Origin of the sequence: Tepiditoga spiralis (assembly GCF_014701195.1) — a bacterium.
In the GTDB taxonomy this organism is placed as follows: domain Bacteria; phylum Thermotogota; class Thermotogae; order Petrotogales; family Petrotogaceae; genus Tepiditoga; species Tepiditoga spiralis.
In genome coordinates this window covers 1,098,866-1,115,984 of record NZ_AP018712.1, presented here as the reverse complement: position 1 = coordinate 1,115,984, position 17,119 = coordinate 1,098,866, and the positions used below count along the sequence as shown (strand labels likewise).

Sequence of the window (17,119 nt, the reverse complement as noted above, 5' to 3'; positions counted from 1 at the left end):
CATAAAAATTTTTATGCTACCATTTAATTTCATATTCCACTCCATCTTCTTTATTTATTATTTCTATGGTACCTCCATGTATTTCTATTATACGTTTAACTATTGAAAGTCCTATACCATTTTCACCATTTTTCCCTTTTTTAAATGGTTTAAATATTTCTTTTAAAGTATCTTCTTCTATTTTTTCTCCATCATTAAAAATTATTATTTTATTTTCAATAAATTTGATTTTTATCTTTGTATTTGCATATCTTAATTGATTATCTAAAATATTTTCAAAAACTATTTTTATTTGATTTTCATTTCCTTCTATAAAATAATCATGCAAATCTAAGTCAAAGTTTATTCCGCCTGGTTTATTCAAACTTTTAATAACATCAAAAATTATATTTTTTATATTTATTGTTGTTTTTTTATTTTCGTGTTTAGACAAATAATCTAATTTAGAAAAATAAAGTAAATCTTTTATTCTTCTTTCTAATCTTAATGTTTGTTCGTCTATTGTTTTTAATGAACTGATTAAATTACCTTCTGGAAATATTCCATCTTCAATAGACTGTAAATAACTTCTTATTATCATAACAGGTGTTTTTAATTCATGTGAAATAAATTGTAATGATTCTTGCTGACTTTTATCTTTTTTTATTAATTCTTTTCTCATTTTCTCAATAGTAATTGCAAGTTCTCCTATTTCATCATTTCTTACAACTTTTACTTCTTCATTCCAGTCATACCTAGAAATTTTATTTACACTATCCTTTAACTTAACTAATGGCAATGTAAGTTTTTTTGAAAATCTAATGGAAAAAAATATAGATCCCAAAAATGATCCAATTATTATTATAATTACTTTTAATAACAAATTATTTTCAATCTCTTTTTTATATGTATTCCACATAAATGAAGTTAAATAAATATTTTTATTTATTTTTCTTATTACAACAAACAAATCTTCATTTTCAAAAGTTATTATGTATTTTTTTATACTTTCTTTTTGTTCAAAAGCAATTTTTTTTATTTTATCTAATATATTTTTATCAACAGTTGGTCTTTCCATCATTTTAATTCTCAATTCATTTTTATCTTTTATATAAATTCCATGTTGAACAATTCTAATATCTTGAAGCGTTTGAGATAATTCCGGATTATTTAAATTATTCTTCATATCATTAATATCTTTTGTTAATACAAATTTTTGAGCATTTTCAATAGTTTTAAATGCTTCTTCTTTAAAATAATTTTTTAATGTATATATATATAAAAAAGAAGATATTATTGTAATAACAAGTATTATAGATATAAAGGTTATCCATATTTGAAAAGACAAATTATTTTTCTTCATTTTTTATCATCCTATATCCAAAACCATAAATAGTTTCAATATTTATTTTAGGTATTTTTTTTCTTATTCTTCTTATAGTATCATCTACAACTCTATCACTACCAAAATAATCATCTCCCCATACTTCATCTAATATTTGTTCTCTTGAAAATGCAAAATTATTTTCTGAGAGTAAAATCAATAAATCAAATTCTTTTGCAGTAAAATCTATTTCTTTTCCATTATAATAAACTGCTCTCTTTTTTTTATCAATTGTATACGGAAATAAATTTATTTTTTTATTTCCATAATTTCTTTCTAAAAGTTTTTTAACTCTTATTATTAACTCTCTTGGAAGAAAAGGTTTTGGTATATAATCATCACTTCCCATATCAAGTCCTATAACTCTATCTATTTGTGCATCTCTTGCAGATATAAAAATAACAGGTGTTTTTATATCATATTCCTTTATCTTTTTTATTAATTCAAATCCATCTATATCAGGAAGCATTATATCAAGTATCCATAAATCTGGTTTATCTTCTATCACTTCTAATGCAGTTTTTCCATTAAAAAAACTTTTAACTATCCAACCTTCATTTTTTAAATAAGAAGTCAAAACATTGTTTAATTTTTCTTCGTCATCAACAAGATATATTTTATAACTCATAAAAACACCTCCATCCATAATAATTATAAATCATTTTTTTAAATAAACAAAGAGCCTTTAGGCTCTTTGTTTATTTAAAAAATTTATTTAATTGATTTTAAAATTTCATCATATGCATTTTTAATATTAGTATTCATATCTTTTTCAAGAACAAGCATTTTATTTAATATGTTTTTAATCATATCTGAATCATCATACTTTATTGCAGTTATTAAATCATTTTGATATTCTCTCATTTTTTCAATGTTTCCATTATCAAACTTACTTCTAAAGTATTGAATTTTTCTTTGATCTTGTGAATACATTACTTTTTCTCTTAATTCTTGTATTTTTTCATCGCTTCTAATAGTATCAATTAATTTTTCTCTATCTATAAAAATTGTTTTCCATTCATTAGAAGTATCTGGTGTATATTTTTCAGCTAAAAGTTCTATAAATTCTTGATTCTTAATTTGTGCATCTTTATTACCAAAGTTCATTCTTTCACCGTTCATTCTTTTATTATTTCTTCTTCCTCTTTGTTGCATTTGCATATTCATTGGTTGATTATTCCAGTTTTGACCACCTTTTCTGCCATATACTCCATTTGGATTTGTTTGAGGTTGTTGATATCCATATCCATTAGCAAATGATGAAACTGAAAAAACTATCAATACTGCCACTAAAGTTATAATGCTTAAAATCTTTTTCATAGTATCGCCTCCTAATTTATGATTACACTAATAGTATAATAAACAAATGTCGTAAAATTATAATAAAATTATGTGAAATTGTGTGATAAAAAAATCAAAAAATGAGGCTTTCGCCTCATTTCTTCTGTTGCCAGTTTTCGTAACCATCTATTAATTCGGGAAGGTTCACAATTACAATTCCATTTAAATCTAACTTTAAATTTTTTTCAATAGTTGTTTTAGTTCCATCTTTTGTATATTCTACAATAATCTTATGATAAGGACCTTTTGCATAAAGAACCTTTCTTCTTCTACTTCTAACAACTGTACTTTTTCCATCTATTTTTACAGTTACTGATGGGTATGATGCATATTCAACATTATTTACAGTAATAGATTTATTGTCTAAATATACCTTATGTTCTTTACCATATATAAAAAGAAATATAGCAAAAATTATTATCACAACTATTAAAGTACTTTTTATTAAAAAACCTCTCAAAACTCTCACCTCATTATTCAGACGTGTGTCTAAATTGCATTCTTGAAGCTTCTTTTTCTTTGTGTCTTCTCCATTCATGAAGAACAAGAGAAATAGCTATTATTCCGTAAGATACAAAAACTCTGAAAAATTCTCCAAGTTGAGCTTGACCTATTAACTGTTTTCCAGCCATTGGTGATACTATAAACATAGTATGGAAAAGCATAATACCCAAGAAAACATTTGGAATTGTTGCTTTTGCTGCAGTTGCTCCACCTATTAATATGGCTGCTATTGCAAACATCCCTATTTGTTCATGACTATTATATGTATTCATGGTACCTATGTTTTGTAAAAATATTATTTGTCCGTATCCTGCAAGAACCGTAGATATAACTATTGATAAAATTCTTGTTCTTTCTACTTTTATACCTGCAGATCTTGCAACTTCCATATTTTGCCCTATAGCTCTCATATCTTGACCTAGCTTTGTTTTTCTAAACCAAATTATTATTAAACACATTATTCCTATAACTATAAAGGTTAGTACTGGAATAGTAATCGAACCTATTTTTATTTCAAGCATTCTATCCATTACCATTCTTATACCTTTTAAATCAATTGCATTTCTTATTCCATAACCTCTTGGTAAAACTATTTTATTGTTTGTCATAGGTATTACATTTCCCATTGTATATAAAACTATAAATTGATAAACACCATTTATAAAAAAACCAAGTATCATGGAAGTAATCATTTCTCTACCTTTTGCTCTATTTAACACAACACCACCAAGTATTCCAAGAAGTATTGAAAGTGGAGTTGACAAAATCATAGCAAGTAACATTCCATGCATACCAACAATTCCCCAGTCTGTCACAAATATTAATCCAATTTGACCTGCCATTGCTCCCAATACAATTCCAAAGTTCAATCCCATTCCAGCAATAATAGGGATTATTAAGGATAGAACTAAAAATGAATTCCTTGCTAATCTCGTTATAACTTGTTGTATTAAATAAGTTCCACTATATCTAGATGCTGGAACTGCAAAAAGTAACAAACCAACAAACAATACAGGAACTATATTTTTAGTTAAAAAACTCTTTATATTATTTTTTTCACTCATGCTTTACCCTTCTCCCTTCTTGTAAGAGCATAGAGTATCATACCATTAGATACTATTATTCTCATAACTTCTGACATATCTGTTTTTATAATATTGTTTATTACAGAAGGCGTCATTGTTAATATACCCTGAAACAAAAATGTTCCAATAATAACATTTGTTATTGTTGCCTTATGAACAGAAGCTCCACCTATTAATATAGCTGCTACCGCTGGAAAAGCCATATAAAATGGACCCATATAAAGTTGTATAAAACCAAAACTTTGTTCATATACTATAATTCCTATTGCACCAAGTATAGTAGAAAACATTACTGATTGAACTCTTACTTTATCTATATCAACTCCTGAAGCTTTTGCATATTCTGGATTAGATCCAACAGCTGACATAGCTGTTCCTGCTTTAGTTTTGAAAAATAGCCAAACTAAAAAGGCCATAAAAGCAAAAAACAACAGCATTCCAGTAGGAAAGATAAAAGTTTCACCTATTTTTATTTCTAAAAAATTATTTAAAGTATGAATCCAATATTTTTCAACACTTATTGTTGTTCTAAGTCCACTTCCGCCATAAGCCCAAACCATATCAGGACTTTTGTATGGAATTAAAAGCCAAACCATAGACATAAAAGCAACGGAAGAAAAACCTACATACGTTGCAATCATCATTTCTCCGCCCTTAACTTTATTTAAAAGTTTTCCATATCCATAGCCAAGTATTGCTGCTATTGGTATAGCTATTACTAAAGCTGTTAAAAATCCAGAAAAACCACCGATTTTTAATTCAATACTTGTAATTGCACCTAAAAGTCCTGCTATTATACCAAGTGGAAGTCCAAAGTTCAAACCAGTTCCAGCTTGTACCATTGGAACCATTGCAAGAACCAAAACTCCATTCATTCCAAATCTAATTATTGTATCACTTATTGAAGTACTGAGTTTTACACCAACAAATGGAGCTATTATGTAAAGAGAAAGCAAAAACAAGAATATTATTATTCTTGGCCATCCAGCTTTCTCAATAAAAGTGTTTATATTTGACTTCATTTTTCCACCTTCTCTAAATCTTTTTCACCAAGCATTAATTTTCCAAATTCCACTGAGTCAGTTTTTGCTGGCAATATTCCGGCTATTTTTCCTTCGCTAACTATAGCAATTCTATCGCTAACAGAACGCAATTCTTCGAGTTCTGAAGAAGATATAACTATTGTAGTTCCATACTTTTCATTGTATTCTTTTAAAGTATCTAAAACTATTTTTTTTGCTCCAACATCTATTCCACGTGTTGGTTCAGATACAAATAATAGTTCTGGTTCAGTTGTAAATGCCTTTGCCAAACAAACTTTTTGTTGATTCCCACCAGATAATTCTTTTGCTTTTTGTTTTTCACTAACACATCTTATTTCTAATTTTTCTATATATTTTTGAGCATTTTTAGATATAGCCTCATCATCTCTTAATCTTAATCCAAAAACTTTTGTCAAAAAATCATTTTTTACTTGAATTGCAGTAAAAGCAATGTTAAAATCTATTGGTTCGTCTAATAATAAACCAACTCCACGTCTATCTTCTGAAACAAAATTAATTCCCATAGATAAAGCAGACTTTGGATTATTTAACTCTATTTCTTTTTCTTTAAATTCAACCTTTCCACCTGCTGCATGTAGTCCCATTATTCCATTTGCAATACCAAGTTTTCCTTGACCAGCAAGTCCTCCAATTCCAAAAATTTCACCCTTTTTCACTTCAAAAGAAACATCTCTTACAGTTTCTCCAGGCATATCAACCCAAAGTTTTTCAACTTTTAATATTGTTTCATTAAATTTTTTATTTTCATCTCTCTCTTCAGCCTTTTCTAATTTTCTTCCTATCATCCATTCTGTAATTTCTTTTGCATTTGTTTTACTTGTTTCAACCTCTTGAATTAAGTTCCCATCCCTTAAAACAACAACTTTATCACAAACTTCAAGTATTTCAGCAAGTCTATGCGTTATAAATATTATTGCAATACCTTGCTTTGAAAGTTTTTTTATTGTTTTTAATAAAACCTTTGCTTCTGATTCTGTTAAAACAGCCGTTGGTTCATCAAGTACTAAAAGCTTTGTATTACTTCTTTCTATTTCACGAGCTATTTCTGTAAATTGTTTATGTCCAACTGGCATTTCACTAACTAACATATTAGGATCCAGAACAACTCCCAATTCTTTTATTGCTTTTTTAGCTCTTTCTATTATTTTTTCTCTATCTATTTGTTTAATTCTTTCACCAAATATATCTACAAGATAGCTCTTTTTTAATGACTCTCTATTAAAAACTATATTTTCTGTTGCAGTAAATCCAGGAATTAAAGAAAATTCTTGATGTACCATTCCAATACCTGCATCTAAAGCATCAAATGGGCTTTTAAAATTAACCTCTTTTCCATAAATTTTTACTTTTCCTCCATATCCTCCAGTTTCTCTTATAACATCCATACCAAAAATAATTTTCATCATAGTTGATTTTCCAGCTCCGTTTTCTCCAACGAGCCCAATTATTTCTCCCTCTTTAACTTCTAAATTTATATTTTTTAAAACTACATTTCCAAAAAAATCTTTTGAAACCCCTTCTAAGGTTAATAGTGTTTTTTTCTCTTTCATTACTTCACCTCGTACAAAAATGAAAGGGGGACAAGCCCCCTTGCCTATTATTTTATGTTAAAATATTTTTCTGGTACAGTTAACTTGGTCATTCCAAGGAAGCCTTTTCCAAATATGTAAGTATCTTGATAAATCATTAAAAAATTATCTCTTTCAACACCATCAGCATCAACATAATAATTACCATTCCAGTCTGCACCTGGTGTATATTTCTTAAATGCATCCATTATATCGTCTTTATTTAAAAGTTCAGCATCATGAGTTAAAACTCTTATTGCATATTCGCCAAGAGCTGCTGTTGTTGTATAACCAAAAGAATAAGCCCATGTTCCAAGTCTACCTGCTCCACCTCTTTTAACGACTTCATTTTCTACTTTTTTAAGTATTTTTGGCCAATTACCTTTTTCATCTTCTGTAAAAGTTATACCCAAAGCTCCTGGATAGCCCATTGTAGGAGATGGTAAATCTGCTTCTATAAAATAACCGCCAAGTTCTGCTACTTCCTTTATTAATGGTTCTGTATGTGCATCATTTGTACAGAAAAATGCTGTGTCTTTTCCATATTCTTTAAGCCATGCAGGAACTTTTTCTAAGATAAACTGTTGTGCTCCAGCAATACCTATATCGCTTACAGGATCTGGTGAACCCATGTTTATAAATTCTAAACCAAGATCTTTTGCTGCTTCTGCCATAATATCTCTTCTTCTTGACAATAATTCATAGCTCATATGTCTTGGGAAAGATATGTGCATGAATTTTTTTGCGCCAAGCATTTGTGCTGCTTTAATTATTAAGTATCCTCTTGCAACATTATCTGGATTGATTGCAAGATCTGCAACATCAGAAATCATAACAGGATCTTCTGCAGGTGCTCCACAGAAAAGTAATATTTCAGGTCTTTTTTCTCTTATTCTTCTAAAAGCTTCAACTGTTCCTGGTACTGCTTGATTAACAATTATAGCTTTGATCTTTGGATCGTCTGCAAGACCAACTATTTGAGAAATAGTTGTTTCCATTTCTTGCATAAAGTTGTCTGGATATGTAACGTGTTGAATTAATCCACCATGTGCAACATCTCCATACTCTTTTATGAGAGCTTCTGCTCCTCTTAAATCATCTTCAGACTGTGAAACTGTTCCAGTAACAACACCTATATGAAAAGGAAATGCTGAAAAACTAACTAGAGCAGCAAAAACAACAAATAACACAAGTAATACTTTTTTCATAAACCTTCCCCCTTTATTAAGTTGTGTAACCTAATTACATTGAAATTATAACTTACTTAAAATCGTCATTAACTTTAAAGTAACTTTATTTACTTAAAAGTAACTTTAAAACTTTGGAATAAGAAATTAATAAATTCACAACACTTTATTAGAAATTAATCTTTTTATTAATTTTATTATAACATATTCTTTTTTTATTTTTACATTTTAACATTTATTTTATTACAAAATTTGTTTTTTAAATAAAAAAATAGTAATGGATATTATCCATTACTATTTTTTGTATAATTGTAATTAAAATTTAAATTTTTTAACTTCATTTACAAGGTTCTTAGAAAGTATTGAAAGTTCATCTGCATTTGTCGTTATGTTTTGTGTTCCTTCTGATACATTGTTTATTGCTTCGCTTGCATCTGATACTTGATCACTTATCTCTGATACTATTCTTGCCACATTGTCCATTGCTGAACTCATCTCTTCAGCTGATGCACTTTGCTGTTCTGAACTTGCTGTTAGATTTTGTATTCCACTGTTCATTCCATCTACTCTTTCTTTTATTACTTCGAACTTTTCTATTAATCCTTTCATTGCTCCATCTATCTCTTTATTTATATTTACTATCTTTTCTGTTGCTCCTGCTGTTGTTTCTGTTCCTGTTTTTATTTCTCCTAAAATTACTGCTATCTTTTCTGTTGCATTCTTTGATTCTTCGGCTAACTTTCTTATTTCTTCGGCTACTACTGCAAACCCTTTTCCTGCTTCTCCTGCTCTTGCTGCTTCTATTGCTGCATTTAATGCCAATAAGTTTGTTTGTTCTGTTATACTGTTTATTGTATCTACTATGTTCTCTACGTTTGCTGCATTTTCCGAGAGCTTATTTACTTCTTTGTTCGTTTGATCTGATTGCGTTAATGCTTCATTTATTATCCTTTGTACATCACTTATTAATCCTGATCCTTCATTTGCCGCTAATGATGATTCTTCCGCTGCTTCACTCAACTCTTGTGCTGAACGCGATATTGCTTGTGCACTTGCTGCTACTTCTTGTACCCCTGAACTTACCTCTTCTACATTTGCTGCTACATTTTCTGCATTGTCTTTTACTGAACTCATTTGTGCTGTTAATTCTTCGGCTGTTGCACTCAATTCTTCTGATACACCAGAAAGATCTGATGCTGCTATATCATTTTTATTTCCAGCTTCATCTATATTTTTTATTATTCCTCTTAAATTATTACTCATATCATGTAAACTATGAGCCATATCTCCTATTTCATCTTTAGAATTTGCTTTAAACTCTACTAACAAATTACCTTTTCCAAATTCTACTATTTTTTCTGATAATTTTTTCAAAGGAACCGACATAAACTTATTTGCAAAATAAATTCCAAATATTAGAACAAGAACAATTATAATAATAGATATGATTAAAGAAGTATAAAAGTGCTTCATAGGAGAAGCTAAAACTTCTTTTTGATCTACTACCGTATAAAATATCCATCCTGTATCTTTATCTTTTTTATAATAAGCAAGCTTTTTTACTTTATCGTATGTATATTCTATTTTCCCTTCCTCATTAACTGCTTTTTTAAATAAATCATCATTTGAAATATCTACTCCTAATTTTTCAGGATCAACATGAAATAAAGTTATTCCCTTTCCATTTAAAACAAATGAATAAGCTGTTTTATATGGTAAATCCGGTTTCATTAATTTAACAAATTCATTCATTTTTAAATCTAATCCAAATACACCTATTAATTTTCCATTTTTTAAAACTGTTTTTGCAATAGTCATTGTAACTTCTCCTGTACTGGCATCTGCATATGGATCAGTTACAACCGCCTTACCACTATTTTCAACTGCAAGAGTATACCATGGCCTTGCTCTTGGATCGTATGTTGATGGTATTTCCCAATAAGGCTCTATTATGTAAACACCATCTTCGAGTCCTATATATGCATAATTTAAGTTTGTATAAGCATCCGTTATTTTTTTAAATATTGTATCTGCTAACTCTCTTTCATTATTTTTATTTTCAAGTGCATTTATTAAAACAGGACTTTCAGTTATATAATTTTCAAATAAACACATATTTCCAACAAAATTTTGAAAATATGTATATACATTTTCTGTATAGAGGTGTAAATCCTTGTCAACATCATTTTTTGTAGTTCCAAAAGATTTCAAATCAAGGTTTATAACATAAATAACAAAAGGTAAAATAACCATAAGTATCATTAATGCGTTTTTCCATTTTAACTTCATACTATCACCCCTTTTTAAAAATTTATTTTTTATTAATATAATTATAACACAAGTAAAGATAAAAAAAAAGTAAAATCAAAGATTTTACTTTTTTCCAAGCCCAGTTATATTCTGTATATCAATTTTTTCAATGACCTCTTCTTCTGTTAAATTAAAAGTTTTAGAAACTTCTTTGATTATATCTTTTAATACATAATCATTGCTTTTTATTATTTTAGATAATTCATCATGCCCAAACTCCTCTATCAATGGAGTTAATAACGATGTCGATTTTTCTAAATTTTCTCTACACTTCTTTTCATTAACCTTTATTAATTTTATGTATTTTGTTAATGATTCTAAAGAGTTAATTAAATACTTAAAACTTTTTAAAGTATGATGAACTATAGTTGGAGATAAATGATTCAATTCTAAAGTTCCATTTGCTGTACAATTTGTTATCATAGAATCGTGTGCAAAAACAGAATAACAAAGTTGTATAACATATTCAGGTATAACAGGATTTATCTTCCCAGGCATTATAGAACTTCCACCTTGAATCTTTGGTAAAATAATTTCTCCAATCGATGTATTTGGTCCACTTCCTAAGAGTCTTATATCATTTGAAATCTTTAATAAATTTACAGAAAGAGCTTTTAATAAACCATGAACTTCTACAAAAACATCTAAATTTTGTGTGTTGTCTATTAAATTTTCTGCTTTAGCAATTTTTACACCAGATACTTTTTTTAATTCATCCACTATTTTTAAAATATAATCTCTTGGTGCACCAACTCCATTTCCAACGGCTGTTCCACCTAAGTTTATACTTCTTACTCTTTCTTCTACTTTATAAAGTCTCCACCTATCTCTTGAAAGAGCATCAGCCCATGCTCCAAATGTTTGGCCAAATAAAATTGGCACTGCATCCATTAATTGAGTTCTTGCAATTTTTTTTACACTATAATACTCTTTTTCTTTTTTCTGTATTTCATTTTGAAGTAATATAACCTTTTCTACTAAAGTTTGTAAATTTTTTATCACTGCCATTTTTCCTGCAGTAACAAACGTATCATTCGTCGATTGATGCATATTTACATCTTGTAATGGATCTACAATGTATTCACCAAGTTTTCCACCTAAAAGTTCTGTTGCTCTATTTGCTATAACTTCATTTACATTCATATTGACTGAAGTTCCAGCTCCACCAGACAAAGGATCTACAATTATATATTCATACAAAAATTTTTCATCACATGCTTTTTTTATTGCTTTACTTTTTTCATTTGAAAGATATCCAAGTTTATTATTCAATGTAGTACATGCTTTTTTTATTTGAAAATATGATTCTATAAAGTATTCATCAAATGTTTCATTTGTTCTTGGAAAGTTTTCAGTAGCTCTGATTGTATGAATACCATAATAAGTATCTTCTATTTCTTTTTTTCCTAAAAAATCTTCTTCAATCCTCATAGCACACCTCATTAAAAGGTTCTAATGCTCTTTCGAGTACACCATGCAAGTAAGAAATTAATACACCATAATTAACTATTGGAATACCTAATCTTGTTACTGTTTTTATTCTTCTGAGCATCATTTTTCTTGTGAGTGTACATCCACCACAGTGAATTACTAACTTAGCATTTTCAAGTTCTTCTGGATCTGGAAATTCTTTTCCAGATATGAATTTAAAGTTCAAAGACTTACCAGTATGATTTGTAAGCCATCTTGGAATTTTAACAGTTCCTATATCTTCAGTTAATGGCCTGTGTGAACACCCTTCCATGATAATAACCGTATCATTATCTTCAAGTCTTTCCACTACTTTTACACCTTTTACTAAGGTTTGTAAATCTCCTTTATGCCTCGCCTCAAGAACTGAAAAAGTTGTTAAAGGAACTTCTTCTGGTACATCTGAAGCAACTTTCATAACAGCTTGTGAATCTGTTACTACTAATTTGGGAAGTTCTTTGAATTTATCGAGTGTATATCTCAATTCTCTTTCTTTAGTTGCAACTGCAATGGCTTCTTTGTCTAATGTTTCTCTTATTGCAACAATTTGAGGCATTATTAATCTTCCTTTTGGTGCTCCTAAATCTATTGGTATAACCATAACAACAACATCTCCACCATCTATATTATCTGGCAAAAGAGATATTTCTTTTTCTTCTGGTATTAAGTTTACAATTTCTTTTTTAAATTCATCTATATTTATTTTATTTTTTGCAGAAAATCCCATTACTTTCACATCATAGTTGTTTTTATAATATTCAACTATATCTTCTTTATCTTCATCAATTTTATTGACTGCAATTAAATAAGGAATATTCATATCTTCAAATTGTTTCATAATAAAAAATTCATGCTCATTTGGTAAATCATCAACAATTAAAACTGCTACATCTGCTTTATAAAATGCTTTTTTTGCCCTTTTAATTCTCATTTCTCCAAGTAATCCTTCATCATCAATACCTGGTGTATCTATAAATGTAACTGGTCCAATTGGTTGCAATTCAAAAGCTTTATAAACCGGATCAGTTGTAGTTCCCGGATGATCAGAAACTATCGATATATCTTGATTCATTATAGCATTGACCGTTGAAGACTTTCCTACATTTCTTTTTCCTGCAATAACTACGTAATTTCTATATCCACCAAACCCCATAATCTCAGCTCCTAATTACTTTTTATAATTGCTTTTTCTGTTATCGGTGATAATTTAAAACCTAAATTCTTTATTTTACTTATAGTTTCAAAAAATTCTACTTTTCTTTTATTATCATAAATATTATAATTTTTTCTATATATATCTGGTGTAATATTAACCATTATTACATTACATCCAGCTTCAAAAGCTTTAAATTGAAGTTCTTCTGATATCGTTCCAAGAGCAGTTGTAGTTGGCAATTGAACTCTTGGTATTGCAAATCTGGTTGCTGCATAAGCATTTAAAGTTATGTCAGCGCTCCCAATTTTATAATTTTCTAATGGAGTATTTTTAGATGGAATCAATGGTCCTATCCCAATCATTTTTATTTTTTCATCTCTCATAAATATTATGTCATCTGCTATATCTTCAATCGTTTGTTTTGGTAATCCAATTATATTTCCAGATCCAGCAACATATCCCAATATATTCATATACCTCAATAAATTTATTCTATTTTCATAATCTTTATCTGGATGAACTTCATCAAAAATTTTTTTGTTTATTGCTTCATGTTTTAAAAGTGATCTTATTGCACCAGCTCTTTTGAATTTTCTATAAGATTCTAGCGGTCTTTCTCCTATTGATATGGATACAGGTAACTTTGTTTCTTTTTTTATTTGTTTTATTATACTTATCATCATATCATCAGTGAAGAATAAATCTTCACCACCTTGAAGAATTATTGTATCAAGACCCCATTTAGCTGCATTTTTTGATGTTTCAATAATTTCTTCAATAGACATTCTATATCTATTTATATTTTTATTTTCTCTTCTTATTCCACAATACGTACAGTTTTTTTTACAATAATTAGTAAATTCAATTACTCCTTTTACACTTATATATCCAGATGTATATTTATTTTTTATTATTTCTGAAGCTTGAAAGATTATTTCTCTTTCTCTTACTTCTTTTAAATTTAATATGTATATTATATCTTCTTTTTCTATTGTTTCATTTTTAGAAAAATTATCTAAAATGCATTTTATTTTTTTATTTGCATTTTCATATATTTTTGAAAACATATTTTCTCCTTTACAAGTCTTTTATTTTTTATATAAGACTTTTTACCATTCATTCATTATTGTTTTACACAGTTCTTCACTTGCTTCAACAAAAACAATATACTTTTCATCTTCATAAACCTTAGTTGGAGAAAGATTGAATCCATCACCTTTTCCATAGATATAACTAACTCTTTTTTTGATCTTCTCAGTCAAATAAGCTTTGACTGAGAAGGTATCATAAATATAATCTATTTTATTTTTCAAATCATCAAAAGTATACATCTCTAACTCCATCTTTCACCATATCTATATATTTTAAAAGTTGCTGTTTCATTTCAGATTCAGGCATTGCGTCTAATTCTCTTTGAATTTGTATTTCACAAGATTTTTTCGTTTCAGGAGAAGCATAATCAACAACATATTCCATTAAAGTAGTTACTGCATTTGGAGTACAAAATCTTTTAACGAATCCTGGAACAGAAAATTCCATAAAGTGTTCTCCAGTTCTTCCAAGTCTATAACATCCTGTACAAAAAGATGGAATAAATCCATGATCTGTTAATTCTTTTATTACTTCATCTAAACTTCTTTGATCACCTAATACAAATTGACTTTTTTTATAATTTTCCAAGTCATCATGAGAATAAGAACCTATTCCTATACTTGAACCAGCATCTATTTGTGATACACCAAATTTTATTACTTCATTTCTTATTTCAAGTGGTTCTCTTGCTGTTAATATCAAACCTGTATAAGGAACTGCAAGCCTTATTATTGCAACTAATTTTTTAAAATCTTCATCAGAAACAAGATGAGGTGGTCTTTCTGCTATTGGTGTATTTATAGCGGGTTCCAATCTTGGGAATGAAATTGTATGCGGACCAAAACCAAATGTATTTTCAAAATGAATTGTATGATACAAAAGCCCCATAACTTCAAATTTCCAATCATAAAGTCCAAACAATGCACCAATTCCAACATCATCAATACCAGCCTTTATTGCTCTATCGAGTCCATACAATCTCCAATTAAAACTTGATTTTGGACCTCTTGGATGAACTTTTTTGTATGTTTCAAGATGATATGTTTCTTGAAAAATTTGATAAGTTCCTATTCCTGCATCTTTTACAGTTTTAAATTCTTCTATATTTAAAGGAGCTGCATTTATATTTACTCTTCTTATTTCTCCTCTATCTTTTTTTACTGTATAAACTTTTTCTACTGTCTTTGCAATAAAATTTGCATCATATTTAGGATGTTCTCCATAAACCATTATTAATCTTTTGTGTCCTTTATCAACTAATGATTCTACTTCTTTTTCTAATGTTTCCATTGTTAAAGAATTTCTGTATATTTCTGAATTTGATGTTCTAAAACCACAATATTGGCAATCATTTATACATTCGTTTCCAACATAAAGAGGAGCAAAAAGAACTATTCTATTTCCATATATTTTTTCTTTTAAAGTCCTTGCTCCTTCAAAAATTTCTTCTAAAAGATCTTCATCTTTTACATTTAAAAGAGTAGCAACTTCAACAGGTTCAAGACGATTTTTATTTAAAGATTTTTGAATTATTTCTCTAACATATTTTTTATCTGGTTCTTTTGTGTTTTCTAACAAATCAAGTATTTCATCATTTGGTATAAATGATTCTAATTTTTCAGCTTCTTCTATTTCTTTTGCATAAAACATATTTTTTCCTCCTAAATTTTTAATGTGTGTGATTTTACTTTTACACCATTTAACTGACCTAATTTACCATTCAATGCTCCAATTTCATCTGTTGTACCTTCAAAAATAATAAAAATTATTGCAACATTTTTTTCAGTCATTGGATATCCAACTCTAAGATTTATCTTTTCTCTAAAATTGTGAAGAATTTCGTTAACCTGTAAATAAGAATTTTTTCTATCCGTTATTGCTATGGAAATCATGGCAACTTTATTTTCCAATAAAAAACACCCCTTTTCTCATACACTGAGAAAAGGGGTAGATTACCCGTAATTTTACCCCTTCCCTCAATGTTAGATTTTCATCCTTCATCTTAGGAAGATATTAACTTGTTATTTTTTTAACATCACTCATATAATAGCACTACTACTTTAAAAAAATATTTCATTTTTTTTAAAATCAAACGATTAAAAACTAACTAAAAATTATACTTATCAATAACGGAACAGTAATTGACAATACAACACCTTGTCCAAAAGCTACCAATGTATTTTTTTTATTTGTATTTTTTGAAATTATTCCCAAAAGAGTATCCATACTTGTTGCACCACCTATTGAAATTGCACCAAGTTCTGAAAACTTTGAAACTATGGGAATCAAAAGAATGCCCAAAACTTCTCTTATTACATTTGATGTAAAAGAAATAGCTCCAAGAACTGGAGAATACATACCACTAATCATAACTCCAGACAATGAATACCATCCTAATCCGGAAGCTGCACCAATTGCTTCTTTAACTGTTAAAGAAGTAAAAAAAGCAACAAATCCACTAAAGGTTAATGTCCCTAAAATAGTTAGTATAGATTGAATAAGTATAGTCTTGATACTAGCTTTTATTTTTTGAAGTATATTTTCTTCAAGTCCTATATCAACACCAACAGTAAAAACCAATATCATTAATAATACAGTAATTAAATTTCCAGAAATACTAAAACCAGAAAAAAGTCCAAATAAAATTCCTAAAATAACAGCAGATAAAAGTAAAATCATTTTTTATCACTTCTTGCTTTCTCATATATCATAGTAAATAAAATACTACCTATAATAGAAAATATAGCTATAAAAAAAGCTAATAGACCTATTTTAGGAAGTTGAGATATTAATGATTTATTTGCACCTATATCCATTCCCATAAAAAATAAAAGCAAAACAGTAATATATGTTACTGGTTTATATTTTTTTAAAAACCTTAACTTACCTTTTATACCTAATGTTAATCCTGCTATAAAAGAAAAAAGAATTAAATATAACATATTATCACCTTCAAAAAATGAGAGATGAAAATCTAAT

The 17,119-nt window shown here is 28.2% G+C and carries 17 protein-coding genes; all 17 read right to left on the bottom strand.

Annotation, left to right across the window (positions count from 1 at the left end):
- Positions 1-16 precede the first annotated feature (16 nt).
- The 17 genes from IGS63_RS05100 to IGS63_RS05020 all read right to left on the bottom strand — a co-directional run bounded on the left by IGS63_RS05100 (position 17) and on the right by IGS63_RS05020 (position 17,082).
- Positions 17-1,342, bottom strand: a complete 1,326-nt coding sequence (locus tag IGS63_RS05100) for a sensor histidine kinase (RefSeq protein WP_190615921.1) — start codon at positions 1,340-1,342, stop codon at positions 17-19.
- Positions 1,329-1,991, bottom strand: a complete 663-nt coding sequence (locus tag IGS63_RS05095; RefSeq protein WP_190615920.1) for a response regulator transcription factor — start codon at positions 1,989-1,991, stop codon at positions 1,329-1,331. Before IGS63_RS05095 ends, IGS63_RS05100 begins: the two co-directional genes overlap by 14 nt.
- 83 nt (positions 1,992-2,074) lie before the next feature.
- Positions 2,075-2,683 (bottom strand): hypothetical protein, encoded by a 609-nt coding sequence (locus tag IGS63_RS05090; RefSeq protein ID WP_190615919.1) that lies wholly within the window; start codon positions 2,681-2,683, stop codon positions 2,075-2,077.
- A 115-nt stretch (positions 2,684-2,798) separates the two neighbouring features.
- Positions 2,799-3,164 carry a DUF6672 family protein gene (locus IGS63_RS05085; RefSeq protein WP_190615918.1) on the bottom strand — a complete coding sequence of 122 codons (366 nt, stop codon included), beginning with the start codon at positions 3,162-3,164 and terminating at the stop codon, positions 2,799-2,801.
- 13 nt (positions 3,165-3,177) lie between these two features.
- Complete coding sequence (locus tag IGS63_RS05080; RefSeq protein ID WP_190615917.1) at positions 3,178-4,272, bottom strand: ABC transporter permease; 1,095 nt, start codon at positions 4,270-4,272, stop codon at positions 3,178-3,180.
- The gene (locus IGS63_RS05075) at positions 4,269-5,315 is read right to left on the bottom strand and encodes an ABC transporter permease subunit (RefSeq protein ID WP_190615916.1); all 1,047 of its coding nucleotides are present in this window, start codon (positions 5,313-5,315) and stop codon (positions 4,269-4,271) included. Before IGS63_RS05075 ends, IGS63_RS05080 begins: the two co-directional genes overlap by 4 nt.
- Positions 5,312-6,907 (bottom strand): sugar ABC transporter ATP-binding protein, encoded by a 1,596-nt coding sequence (locus tag IGS63_RS05070; RefSeq protein WP_190615915.1) that lies wholly within the window; start codon positions 6,905-6,907, stop codon positions 5,312-5,314. The genes IGS63_RS05075 and IGS63_RS05070 overlap by 4 nt, the downstream gene beginning before the upstream one ends.
- Before the next feature lie 47 nt (positions 6,908-6,954).
- Positions 6,955-8,133, bottom strand: coding sequence for a DUF3798 domain-containing protein (locus IGS63_RS05065; RefSeq protein ID WP_190615914.1), 1,179 nt, complete (start codon positions 8,131-8,133; stop codon positions 6,955-6,957).
- 294 nt (positions 8,134-8,427) lie between these two features.
- Positions 8,428-10,401, bottom strand: a complete 1,974-nt coding sequence (locus tag IGS63_RS05060; protein WP_190615913.1) for a methyl-accepting chemotaxis protein — start codon at positions 10,399-10,401, stop codon at positions 8,428-8,430.
- 84 nt (positions 10,402-10,485) lie between these two features.
- Positions 10,486-11,853 (bottom strand): aspartate ammonia-lyase, encoded by a 1,368-nt coding sequence (locus IGS63_RS05055; protein ID WP_190615912.1) that lies wholly within the window; start codon positions 11,851-11,853, stop codon positions 10,486-10,488.
- Positions 11,843-13,045 (bottom strand): [FeFe] hydrogenase H-cluster maturation GTPase HydF, encoded by a 1,203-nt coding sequence (gene hydF, locus IGS63_RS05050; RefSeq protein ID WP_190615911.1) that lies wholly within the window; start codon positions 13,043-13,045, stop codon positions 11,843-11,845. Before hydF ends, IGS63_RS05055 begins: the two co-directional genes overlap by 11 nt.
- Before the next feature lie 11 nt (positions 13,046-13,056).
- Complete coding sequence (gene hydE / locus IGS63_RS05045; protein ID WP_190615910.1) at positions 13,057-14,115, bottom strand: [FeFe] hydrogenase H-cluster radical SAM maturase HydE; 1,059 nt, start codon at positions 14,113-14,115, stop codon at positions 13,057-13,059.
- A gap of 42 nt (positions 14,116-14,157) precedes the next feature.
- The gene (locus tag IGS63_RS05040; protein ID WP_190615909.1) at positions 14,158-14,379 is read right to left on the bottom strand and encodes a hypothetical protein; all 222 of its coding nucleotides are present in this window, start codon (positions 14,377-14,379) and stop codon (positions 14,158-14,160) included.
- Complete coding sequence (gene hydG, locus IGS63_RS05035; RefSeq protein WP_190615908.1) at positions 14,366-15,790, bottom strand: [FeFe] hydrogenase H-cluster radical SAM maturase HydG; 1,425 nt, start codon at positions 15,788-15,790, stop codon at positions 14,366-14,368. Before hydG ends, IGS63_RS05040 begins: the two co-directional genes overlap by 14 nt.
- 11 nt (positions 15,791-15,801) lie before the next feature.
- The gene (locus IGS63_RS05030; RefSeq protein ID WP_190615907.1) at positions 15,802-16,050 is read right to left on the bottom strand and encodes a TM1266 family iron-only hydrogenase system putative regulator; all 249 of its coding nucleotides are present in this window, start codon (positions 16,048-16,050) and stop codon (positions 15,802-15,804) included.
- Between the two features lie 193 nt (positions 16,051-16,243).
- Complete coding sequence (locus IGS63_RS05025) at positions 16,244-16,819, bottom strand: LysO family transporter (RefSeq protein WP_190615906.1); 576 nt, start codon at positions 16,817-16,819, stop codon at positions 16,244-16,246.
- Entirely contained in the window at positions 16,816-17,082 is a 267-nt protein-coding gene (locus tag IGS63_RS05020) for a LysO family transporter (protein ID WP_190615905.1), read from the bottom strand. Before IGS63_RS05020 ends, IGS63_RS05025 begins: the two co-directional genes overlap by 4 nt.
- Positions 17,083-17,119: the final 37 nt, after the last annotated feature.

Bases quoted from the DNA above. Each gene is read 5' to 3' on its own strand.
- IGS63_RS05100 (WP_190615921.1), bottom strand. From the start codon at position 1,342: ATGAAGAAAAATAATTTGTCTTTTCAAATATGGATAACCTTTATATCT.
- IGS63_RS05095 (WP_190615920.1), bottom strand. From the start codon at position 1,991: ATGAGTTATAAAATATATCTTGTTGATGACGAAGAAAAATTAAACAAT.
- IGS63_RS05090 (WP_190615919.1), bottom strand. From the start codon at position 2,683: ATGAAAAAGATTTTAAGCATTATAACTTTAGTGGCAGTATTGATAGTT.
- IGS63_RS05080 (WP_190615917.1), bottom strand. From the start codon at position 4,272: ATGAGTGAAAAAAATAATATAAAGAGTTTTTTAACTAAAAATATAGTT.
- IGS63_RS05075 (WP_190615916.1), bottom strand. From the start codon at position 5,315: ATGAAGTCAAATATAAACACTTTTATTGAGAAAGCTGGATGGCCAAGA.
- IGS63_RS05070 (WP_190615915.1), bottom strand. From the start codon at position 6,907: ATGAAAGAGAAAAAAACACTATTAACCTTAGAAGGGGTTTCAAAAGAT.
- IGS63_RS05065 (WP_190615914.1), bottom strand. From the start codon at position 8,133: ATGAAAAAAGTATTACTTGTGTTATTTGTTGTTTTTGCTGCTCTAGTT.
- IGS63_RS05060 (WP_190615913.1), bottom strand. From the start codon at position 10,401: ATGAAGTTAAAATGGAAAAACGCATTAATGATACTTATGGTTATTTTA.
- IGS63_RS05055 (WP_190615912.1), bottom strand. From the start codon at position 11,853: ATGAGGATTGAAGAAGATTTTTTAGGAAAAAAAGAAATAGAAGATACT.
- hydF (WP_190615911.1), bottom strand. From the start codon at position 13,045: ATGGGGTTTGGTGGATATAGAAATTACGTAGTTATTGCAGGAAAAAGA.
- hydE (WP_190615910.1), bottom strand. From the start codon at position 14,115: ATGTTTTCAAAAATATATGAAAATGCAAATAAAAAAATAAAATGCATT.
- IGS63_RS05040 (WP_190615909.1), bottom strand. From the start codon at position 14,379: ATGTATACTTTTGATGATTTGAAAAATAAAATAGATTATATTTATGAT.
- hydG (WP_190615908.1), bottom strand. From the start codon at position 15,790: ATGTTTTATGCAAAAGAAATAGAAGAAGCTGAAAAATTAGAATCATTT.
- IGS63_RS05025 (WP_190615906.1), bottom strand. From the start codon at position 16,819: ATGATTTTACTTTTATCTGCTGTTATTTTAGGAATTTTATTTGGACTT.
- IGS63_RS05020 (WP_190615905.1), bottom strand. From the start codon at position 17,082: ATGTTATATTTAATTCTTTTTTCTTTTATAGCAGGATTAACATTAGGT.